General features: G+C 36.2%; 8 protein-coding genes, 1 tRNA gene and 1 pseudogene. 5 read left to right on the forward strand and 5 right to left on the reverse strand.

Annotated features, from left to right (window positions below; all coding sequences use genetic code 11):
• Window positions 1–260: pseudogene (locus ACFIKE_RS06870) on the reverse strand (hypothetical protein); the annotation flags it as partial.
• A gap of 253 nt (window positions 261–513) precedes the next feature.
• On the opposite strand from ACFIKE_RS06870, the gene ACFIKE_RS06875 reads away from it, so the two are divergent.
• From ACFIKE_RS06875 to ACFIKE_RS06885, 3 genes are read left to right on the forward strand one after another with little or no spacing between them, the layout of a single operon-like run.
• Window positions 514–2,181, forward strand: coding sequence for a peptidase domain-containing ABC transporter (locus ACFIKE_RS06875; RefSeq protein WP_375648828.1), 1,668 nt, complete (start codon window positions 514–516; stop codon window positions 2,179–2,181).
• Window positions 2,171–3,496 (forward strand): HlyD family type I secretion periplasmic adaptor subunit, encoded by a 1,326-nt coding sequence (locus ACFIKE_RS06880; protein WP_375648830.1) that lies wholly within the window; start codon window positions 2,171–2,173, stop codon window positions 3,494–3,496. Before ACFIKE_RS06875 ends, ACFIKE_RS06880 begins: the two co-directional genes overlap by 11 nt.
• The gene (locus ACFIKE_RS06885) at window positions 3,496–3,960 is read left to right on the forward strand and encodes a toxin-activating lysine-acyltransferase (protein WP_375648832.1); all 465 of its coding nucleotides are present in this window, start codon (window positions 3,496–3,498) and stop codon (window positions 3,958–3,960) included. The genes ACFIKE_RS06880 and ACFIKE_RS06885 overlap by 1 nt, the downstream gene beginning before the upstream one ends.
• 233 nt (window positions 3,961–4,193) lie before the next feature.
• Here the strand turns inward: ACFIKE_RS06885 and ACFIKE_RS06890 are convergent.
• Window positions 4,194–4,268: transfer RNA gene (locus tag ACFIKE_RS06890), tRNA-Gln, on the reverse strand.
• Between the two features lie 871 nt (window positions 4,269–5,139).
• Between ACFIKE_RS06890 and ACFIKE_RS06895 the strand changes: the two genes are divergently transcribed.
• Window positions 5,140–5,742, forward strand: a complete 603-nt coding sequence (locus tag ACFIKE_RS06895) for a superoxide dismutase (protein WP_375625105.1) — start codon at window positions 5,140–5,142, stop codon at window positions 5,740–5,742.
• 82 nt (window positions 5,743–5,824) lie between these two features.
• Here the strand turns inward: ACFIKE_RS06895 and ACFIKE_RS06900 are convergent, their stop codons facing one another.
• A complete protein-coding gene (locus tag ACFIKE_RS06900) occupies window positions 5,825–7,918 on the reverse strand; it encodes a S9 family peptidase (RefSeq protein WP_375648835.1) in 2,094 nt (697 codons plus the stop codon).
• Between the two features lie 855 nt (window positions 7,919–8,773).
• Between ACFIKE_RS06900 and ACFIKE_RS06905 the strand changes: the two genes are divergently transcribed.
• Window positions 8,774–9,211: a MucR family transcriptional regulator gene (locus tag ACFIKE_RS06905; RefSeq protein ID WP_012754848.1), complete on the forward strand. Its 438-nt coding sequence runs from the start codon at window positions 8,774–8,776 to the stop codon at window positions 9,209–9,211.
• A gap of 99 nt (window positions 9,212–9,310) precedes the next feature.
• On the opposite strand, the gene ACFIKE_RS06910 is transcribed toward ACFIKE_RS06905, so the two are convergent.
• Window positions 9,311–9,721: a SufE family protein gene (locus tag ACFIKE_RS06910; RefSeq protein WP_273724544.1), complete on the reverse strand. Its 411-nt coding sequence runs from the start codon at window positions 9,719–9,721 to the stop codon at window positions 9,311–9,313.
• A 166-nt stretch (window positions 9,722–9,887) separates the two neighbouring features.
• Entirely contained in the window at window positions 9,888–10,205 is a 318-nt protein-coding gene (locus tag ACFIKE_RS06915; RefSeq protein WP_375625729.1) for a DUF5330 domain-containing protein, read from the reverse strand.
• Between the last annotated feature and the right edge of the window lie 2 nt (window positions 10,206–10,207).

Genomic DNA, 10,207 nt, shown 5'->3' on the forward strand with positions numbered 1-10,207 from the left:
TCTTCTGGAAAAAGCCAACTTTTTGGATGTGAGTTACTACTTGAATCACCAGCTCCTCCTATTCCGCCGCTTACTGCTCCACCGAGTAAGCCAGAACTGACACCTCCCGGTCCAGCAATACCTCCTATTACGTCTCCTATGATGCCACCTGTACCTGCTGCTTGGGCATGAGCGCCTGTACTATAATCATCTTCTGGAAAAAGCCAACTTTTTGGATGTGAGTTACTACTTGAATCATTTGATGAGCTTGAACTACCCATTTAAATCCTCCTTTTATTATTAAAAATAACTGTATCACAACGATACAGTGGGAATTTCATTATTATTCATTTTATAATAAGTCAAACATAATTTGTATAAATAACAATAAAATACTGTATAAACAATAAATACATTACATTTATATTATATTCACACAAAATGTATATTTTGTATAAATATAATACTATTTACAATACTGTTTAAATATGCGACATCAATCGCTCTTTCTCTTAAATAAAATCATAAATTCAAATGAGTCATTCACAAGAAAAACCTGTATCATTCTCTTGGTTTACAAGAACAACAAAGAAATATATCTATTATGTCATCGAACTCAGTTGCGTTGCTGTTGTTTTGCGTTTGCTGGGCTTGGTGAATCCTTTTATTTTTCAAGCGATTATCGACCGTATTCTCCCTTTTCAGCGTATTGAAAGTCTCTATGCTATCGTTGTCTTGATGGTTGCTATCATGCTGTTTAGCACTGCTCTTAGCACTCTATCAGGCTACTTAGGAGCTTATTTAGCCAATCGGCTTACGCTAGAATTTGGACGGCGCATTTACACCCATCTTTTAAGTCTCTCCTTGCCCACTTTACGCCGTTGGCAAGTGGGAGAATTGTTTTCACGTATTGGAGAAGTTGATACAATTCGCGGTTTTTTAACAGGAACCATCGCCACAACTGTGCTAAATGTTCTCTTTGCCATTATTTATATTGCTGCACTCTTTTCCATTAGTCCAAAACTGACCTTTATTGTCCTTATCATTTTACCTTTACAAATGGGTTCTTTAGCGTTGGTCGGTCCCTTCTTGCGCCGCCAATTACGCCGTGCTTTCACTCTGCAAGCTGTCCATAAATCGCGCCTTATTGAAAGTTTTACCAATCTTGAAGCCATTAAAGCACACGTAAAAGAATCTGCTCATACGATACGCATGCAAGAAACTCTAGCCCGTAGTTTAGATCAAAGCCTTACAACCAGTAAATTGCATCTTCTCAATGGAGCCATGAGCCATATTTTTGGTGATCTTTTCACTATTTTTATTATCTTTTTTGGTGCTCAGGCAGTTCTTCAAAACCAGATTACGCTAGGGCAACTTATTGCCTTTCATCTCCTCGCTGGAAATGTTTCTGGTCCTATCTTAAGCCTTGCATCCCTATGGGAAGAATGGCAGCATTTGAAAATCTCTCGTCTTCGTTTGGGCGATATTCTTAACTCCCCTTCAGAATGGGAAGAAGAAAAGCCGCCTCTTCAACTCAGCGCTCCTCCTCATCTTGAAGCCAACGATCTCTGTTTTTCTTATGGAGATAAGTCCATTATCAATCATCTTGATGTCTGTTTACAACCTGGGCAACCAATTATGTTACTTGGTCCTTCAGGGTGCGGAAAAACAACCTTGGCGAAGCTCCTTTGTGGACTCTATCCCCCAACAAGCGGAAAGATATTGATTAACGCCCAACCTTTACAGAATTTTGATGTCCGTAGCGTGCGTGAAACAATCGCGTATTTTCCTCAAAATCCTTGCCTTTTTTCCGGAACCATTCTTGAGAATATGCTTCTTGCTAAACCAGATGCCACTAAAGATGAAATCGACGCTGCACTATATGTTAGTGCTTGCCACGATTTGATTGCTCAGTTGCCTTTAGGACTTAATACTCAAGTAGGAGAGCAAGGTGGTTTTTTATCAGGTGGTCAGCGCCAACGCTTGGCTTTGGCTTGTTTCTTTCTGATAAACCCAAGCCTTCTTATTTTGGATGAACCTACTTCCGCATTGGATGACACTATCAGTGCACAAATTGTTGAGCATTTATATAAACTTTCGCAAGAACGTATTGTTCTTGTTATTACCCACAAAAGTGACCTCTTTCCTCAGCATGCAACCGTCTTAAACTTTACTGATTTGGAGGCAAAAAATGGCAGATAAAGCTCCCTATTTGCGCCCTTTGTCACCAACGCTTCATATGGTTGTTGCTGTTTTAATTGCTTTATTTCTCTTTATTGTGATCGGCAGCTTTATCGCAAAAACAGAGATTGTTGCACGGGGGCAAGGAAGTGTTATTCCCACCGCTTACGTTCAGCTGGTCCAAGCGCAAAATACAGGACGCATTGAGAAAATCCTTGTAAAAGAAGGGCAATTTGTTCATCAAGGCGATCTCCTTATTCAATTAGATCCTCGTGAAGCCCTCAATGAGTGCGCACGTGTTCAAGCAGATATCGCGCAACAAACTCTTCAAGCACAAATCGCAACAGCTATTTTAACAGCTTTACATGAAAGTGATCCTTTGGATAAAGATTTTGTGACCAAAGGGCTTGCCTATCTGCCAGTTCCTCCTTCTGGCAACACGACTGCAAGAATAGAAGGGGAAAAACTCATTAGCGCTACCCTTCAATCTCTCCAAGATAAATTAAGAGCGTTAAAAGCACAAGCGGACCGCGTCGAGCGCAGCGGTGCAACACAACATGCGCAATTAGATAGGTTGGAAGATGATCGTCAATTAAGCCAAGGGAAATTAAAGGCTGCAAAAAGCCTAATGGAAACAAAAGTCATTAGCCAAGCGGTTTATTTAGAGCGTTTACATGACTTTAAAAATGTCGAGCATGAAATTTTAACCAATCAAAGACGTTTGGAAGAAAATGCCGCCGAAATAAACACCCTCCGCCAACAACGGAAAAGTCTCATTTCCGATGAAATCGCCCGCTATCGGCAACTTTCGCGTGAAACAGAACTGAATCTTCAAGGATTAAAAGCAAAGCTTGATAGCACTCAATACCATCTTGACCACTTATCACTCTATGCGCCTGTTGATGGACGTATCGATGATTTAAGTATCCATACTTTGGGCGGCTTTGTAGAAGCTGGTAAAACGCTTATGCGTATTGTCCCTGATGCAGGTGGTCTCATTGTTGAAGCGTTTTTTGATAATCGAGATATTGGTTTTTTAGAAAAGGGCCAACGTGCTTACATCAAGTTTTCTGCCTTTCCTTCTGAACGTTTCGGTGTTATCCACGGCACAGTCGTTAATGTAGGCGCTACAGCGCGCTATAATAAAGAAATTAATGGTGTCTACGCTGTTTTAATCAAAATTGACCAAGATCACATCACTTTGAATAACAAACATCTTAAATTTATCCCTGGCATGACTGTGGCAACGGATGTCATTACCTCAAAACGGCGTCTCATTTCCTATTTCTTTGAACCTATTACCAAAGTTTTAGAACAATCTCTAAAGGAAAGATAATGTCTGTAAATGAAAATTCATCACCATCACTCATAGATCCTCTTACGGCTTTGGGTGCCATGATTGTTTTAATGCTTACATCTCCCTTATACCGCCGCTGGCGAATCTGGGATATTGAACGCAACATAGGACCCGCCTTACAGACTGGGCAATATAAACTCTATAAAAATGAACGTGGAGAATTTTGTGCCTTTATCACTTGGGCTTTTTTAGATGAAAAAAATCATCAATCTATGCTTGAAAAGGGAGAATTTTTATCCGATGCCAATTGGCAGAATGGAAAATACGTATGGTTTATTGATTGTGTAGCACCCTATGGACATGCTGCTGGTATGGTACGTGACATGCAGCGGTATGTGTTTCCTAATCAGCATTATTGCTACGCTGTTCGACGTAATGAAGATGGTGAAATACGAAAAATTGCGCGCTGGTGTTGCTACAGAGCACAAAATCCAGCCAAATAGTTTTTCTAAAGCAAGTGCGGATAAATCATTTACCCCTCGTTTTATAGAAAAGAATCTTTTAAAAGAGTTCTCTGAGCGATAGCTATAGTAAAAGAAAGCCTTACCATATTTAGAGCTAACCCGCTACAAATAGGTGTTTTTCAGCTTACCAGACTTGCTATGAATAGCAACAGACGGTTAAGGGGATTGATCCACTCTCAAGCTGAAATTTGATTAACTAATTTCACTAGAATTGGCTGGGGTACCTGGATTCGAACCAGGGAATGCCGGTACCAAAAACCGGTGCCTTACCGCTTGGCTATACCCCAAAAAAACATGCTTTATAGCGACTCTTGCACCTTATAGCGATTCCTGTGATTGGACGCAATATCTGAAAATCAAAGACCTTACTTTTTTATCATAAAGTGCCTGAGTCTTGTATGGCATTGCATCGATACAAATTCGTAGCAGAAACTGATATACGGTTGTGCTTTTAACACAAGTAGAAACCATTTATCCACCAATTATTTTGCTCTTTGTATTGATGTCCTAGGAACAGAAAATGAAAATCTTGTAGTTTACTCATGTATCTAATAAATTAGCATATGATTTGCTTTTCTTGATATATTCAAATCTCATCTTGCTTCATTAAGATAAAAGCTGTCACCATTGGGGACCGGTAAAGTATGTGATAGTGCTGCTGTGCTCTTTTATTAAGCGTAAAGATGGTAATGTCCACTGGCTTTTACATTATATTATTCATGGGTAGCGCCATAAAATGAAATCAAGCACATTGAGAAATATCTCCTAAAAAATAACACTTAATATTCTGTTGAAAACACTATGATACACCTATAGGTTAGAAGAGTTTTGCAAAAATTAAAAACATTTTATATGGTATTTGAAAAAATATAGATACAAAAACAAGGAATAATAGCTATTTCCATTTACTTTTTATTCAAAAGATAATGATATTTATTACCCATTCATAGATGTAAAAAATCTTCAGAAGCAATCTTTATATAGACAGAGGACCTTTTGATTAATGAGCATGCATTTCCTAAAAGCTTCTTTTACAAAAAGAGAGACATTAAAACTAATTTCATACAAATAGGTATTCAACATTTGCTTTTAAATTCGGTAAATGGCAAATTAGGCTTATGAAGTAAGCTTAACAATTAGAATCGAGGAGATTTTTAAATGGCTTTTGAATTGCCCCCGTTGCCTTATGATTACGATGCCCTTTCACCTTATATGTCACGCGAAACGCTTGAATATCATCATGATAAGCATCACCTCGCTTATCTTAACAACACCAATAATTTTGTGAAAGAGTTAGGCTTAGAAAATGAAAGCCTTGAAGATATTGTTAAAAAAAGTTTTGGAAAAAATATTGGTTTGTTTAATAATGCAGCACAGTATTACAATCATAACCACTTTTGGCTTTGGATGAAAAAAGATGGTGGTGGCCAAAAACTTCCTGAAAAGTTAGCAAAAGCTATTGACGCTGATCTAGGTGGTTACGACAAATTCCGCGCTGATTTTATTGCTGCTGCTAGTGCCCAATTTGGTTCTGGATGGGCGTGGGTTGCTGTTAAAGATGGCAAGCTTGAAATTATGAAAACGCCTAATGGCGAAAATCCCTTAATTCACAATGCTCGGCCTATTTTAGGTGTCGATGTGTGGGAACATTCCTATTACATTGATTACCGCAATACTCGACCGAAGTACCTCGAATCCTTTGTAGACCATTTAATTAATTGGGACTATGTTTTGAAACTTTATGAAGAATGTGAACTTTAAGCTATCTAGATAATTTTTTAGTGTATGAAAGTCCCTATAAACCAATAAATTATGAGGGACTTTCAAACAAAGATATTATGGATTAGCAACAGTCTTTCCCTGTTATCTTTAGAATATATGCATAGATATAGGCAATTTCTTCTAGCTTTGAAAAACGTCCAGCTGCACCAGCGTGCCCTGAATCCATATTAATACGTAATAAAATTGCATTATCGTCTGTTTTTAAGTCTCGTAATTTTGCCACCCATTTTGCAGGCTCCCAGTAAGTTACACGAGGATCTGTTAATCCTGCCATCACAAGTATAGGGGGATAGTTTTGAGCTTTGACATTATCGTAGGGTGAATAGGAAGCAATAAGCTTATAATCTTCTTCTGATTCAAGAGGATTCCCCCATTCGGCCCATTCTGGAGGTGTGAGTGGCAATGAAGCATCTAACATTGTCGCTAAGACATCAACAAAAGGCACATTCGCTACGATTCCAGCAAAATCCTGTGGAGCTATATTGGCAATGGCTCCCATCAACATCCCCCCTGCTGAACCACCATGAGCAATAAGCCGGTCGTGAGAAGTGAATTTATTGTTTACGAGGTAACGCCCACAAGCAATAAAATCTGTAAATGTATTGTGCTTAAAGAGATGTTTTCCTTTCTCATACCATTCTACTCCCTTTTCTTTTCCTCCGCGAATATGAGCAATCGCGTAAATAAAACCTCTGTTTACTAGAGAAAGTATATTACTATTGAAACTGGCAGGAATAGAGATCCCATAAGCACCATAACCGTAAAGCAGACAAGGCGCACCACCATCAAGAGGAGTGTTTTTGTGATAAAAAAGTGAAATAGGAATCTTCTCACCATCGTCTGCTATTGCTGTAATACGTCGTGTTACATATGCATCTTTATTATGCCCAGAGGGAATTATTTGCGTTTTTAAAAGCATTCGTTTACGACTTTTCATCTCATAATCAAACACTTGATCAGGTGTTGTCATAGACGAATAGGAAAAACGAATAGTTGGACTGTTATATTCTGCAACCCCTTGTAGACCTAAAGAATAAGCCTCTTCAGTAAAAGCAATGGAATTAACTTGTTTAGTGGTACGTTCCATTACCTTTATACGTGGAAGCCCCTCAAACCGTTCGATCCAGACAAGAAAATCTTGATAAGCATCATGGGATAAGATTAGGCACCCAAGCTGATGTGGGACAAACTCAGACCAATTTTCTGATTGTGGGGATGTATATGGCGCTACCATAATTTTGAAATCTTTTGCATTATCTAGATTGGTCAGAATATAGAAGACATCACCACCTGCTGTAAGTGAATATTCAATACCTTTTTGTCGTTTCCGTACACATTGGGGATTAGTAAAAGGCGCCTCAGCAGGAATCAACCAGATCTCTGATGTTTCATGATCATGAATATTAATATAAATAATATCGTTAAGCTTAGAGCCGCTTACATCTAAGAAAAAACTTGGATTGTCTTCGCGAAAAATAAGCTTATCTTGTGATTGATCAGTGTTTAATCGGTGATAATAGAGCTCTGAAGGTCGGTGATTTTTATCCATTTTAGTATAGAAAAAACCTTCAGATTTAGCATCCCATACAATTTGACCAGATGTATCAGTAATTGTGTCCATACAGTCAGACAATGTCTCAAAATTACGAATTTTAGCTGTATAGAATTCTGATCCTTTGTCATCATAGGTCCATACCACATGTATATGGTCAGGAGATTCTTGAACTGAACCAAATTTGAAATATTCTTTGCCTTCTGCCAAGACATCACCATTAAGGTACACGTTTTTTTCTCCGCCATTCCTTGGTGTCCGAAAATAATGTGGTTGTTGGCCTCCGGTAACATAAGAGAATCCGTAAGCAAAAGGACCATGTTTTATAGGAACAGAACTATCATTCTCGTGGATCCTGTTTTTCATTTCGGTAAAAAGCAAATCTCGTAATGGTTTTGTATCAGCCATTTGAGCTGATTGATAAGCATTTTCTTTTTCAAGATAATGTCGAATATTTGGATCAAGACAGTTAGGATCTTTAAAAACATCTTGCCAGTTAGACGCACGTAACCAATGATAGGGATCATCACGAAAAATACCATGATATATTTCCTTATGAGTGATTCTAGATGCTTTGGGAGGAATTGCAAAAGTGCGGGTCATACACAATCCTATATTAAAATATGTTAACAGCTTCGTTTATATGTTAGAATCACAATTATTGATGCAAGTGTAAAAATCTATAAGTTCTATTCACTTGTAAAAATAGCGCCATGATAATTTTTAAAACTAATATCTTTCTGTCCATTACATATCACAGCTATTGTTTTCTAGGGATATAATACCATTTTTATAACGAAAGTGACTGGTAAGACAATTAAACTATGAGAAAAAGAATTGATTTTTTTTGAAACAGTATAATCTTATAACTTTATAGAAAGCAATAAGTATATTTAAAGTGTTTTCGTTTGTGTATAAAACATAAAAATATTATATGTCGTTTTAATGAATAGTTTTATATTATAAGTAATTCCACTGTGTCTTATTTATAATATAGATTGTTATTTATTATTAAATTTAATAAGTATAAATAATAAAAATAAATTTAAAATTTATTAAAAATAAAATTACTCAATTATAAATATTCAAAATAAAAAATACTAATTTATATATTATATTTTTATAATTAGTAATTTTATTTTTACATTATCAAAAAAAATAAATAAATTTTATCCTATATTTTTTTATATTTGTAATGTATTGTATATTATGTATGATATGTTATAGGGTAAAAATATATTTTAGCATGTAATAATTTCGTTTTTCTTATTTTATATTATGACAAAAAAGAGGTATTTATTTGATTTTTTTGTGTTTTGGCAATTTTATAGAATAATTGAATTGACAAAAAAGATTTTTGTACAATATGAAACTCTTGTGCATGAGATCTTTATATCATGAGTATATGCACTATATCTCGATTTTGAATTACTCAATTTTAAATTAAAGGAAACAAGAATGGAACATCGTGCAGTCTTAGAGACTGAAAGCAATTTAGTTATTACATTGGTTGCTGATATTGTTGCTGCCTACGTGAGTAATAATTCTATTCGACCGACTGAAGTGCCAAGTTTAATTGCTGATGTCCATGCTGCTTTTCGTAAAGCAGGAAATCTAGAGTTAACAGAAGTCGAAGTTGAAAAACAAAGGCCTGCCGTTAATCCAAAGCGTTCAGTATTTCCTGATTATCTCATTTGCCTTGAAGATGGAAAGAAATTTAAATCTCTAAAGCGTCATCTCATGACACATTATGGAATGTTGCCAGAGGAATATCGTGAAAAATGGCAGTTAGATAGTTCTTATCCTATGGTGGCGCCTAATTATGCAAAAACACGATCAGCTTTGGCCAAAGAAATGGGTCTTGGACGCAAAAGTAAACGGAAAAAAACTAAATAATCTTATTTTGCGAAAATAATGGTTTTGTGTATAAATTTGATTTTAGTATACATGTTTTGTGTGAAGCTTTTGTATATATAATAATTTCTACCAAGGGGATTATATATAGCTTTCGTTACGAATCCGTTTAATCATTGATTTCAGACCATTTGATCGTTGTGGTGTAAGATTTTCATTTAAACCAAGTTTTTCAAAGAGCTCTTGAGCATCAGAATTGCGAATTTCAGAAGCTTTTTTGCCTGAATAAAAAGCAAGAAGTATGTAAATAAGTCCACGCACAATATGAGCATCGGAATCACCTTGAAACGTCAATATTGGATCTTCTGAGTTATTACGTGAAGATAAAAGCCACACTTGGCTAACACAACCAGGAACTTTGTGAGCATCGTTTCTAGCGCTTTCCGGAAAAGGTGGCAATTCATGACCAAGCTCAATGACATAACGATAACGATCTTCCCAATTATCCAAAAGCGAAAAGTTCTCTATGATATTACCGATTGTTTCCGCCATTATTTTAGTCCTGTTTCGTTTGAATAATCATTCTTAAATACACTTATAAAAAATAAATATTTATTCTTCCTAACATAAATAACACAAAGAACGTTAAAAATCCTTATTTCAAGATAACATTGTATGGCTTTATAAGAACTCTTGTATTGCGATTTTGCAAGAAACATTAGGGAAAATCTCTGATATTATTGTTGTTCCCTAATATGTTGCCTAAATATTCATAAGCAGCTCTCGCACCGTAATATGCGCGTTCACCAAGTGAACTTAAAAATGATTTTCCTACTTTGCAGGTTTCTATATTACGGTCACAAAATGCTCCTAGGTCATTTAAAGCTTTCTTAAAAGCAATAATCACATCGCTCGTTGTTGTCTCATTATTTTTGGGGCTAGAAGAATGGTTACTGTTTGGATCTGCTACAAAAAATGAAATAATGACAAAAATAAAAAATAAAAAAAATGATAATTTGATTAAAAAACGTATCATGG

The sequence above is a fragment of the Bartonella sp. MU70NMGDW genome, assembly GCF_042194085.1.
GTDB lineage: Bacteria > Pseudomonadota > Alphaproteobacteria > Rhizobiales > Rhizobiaceae > Bartonella > Bartonella grahamii.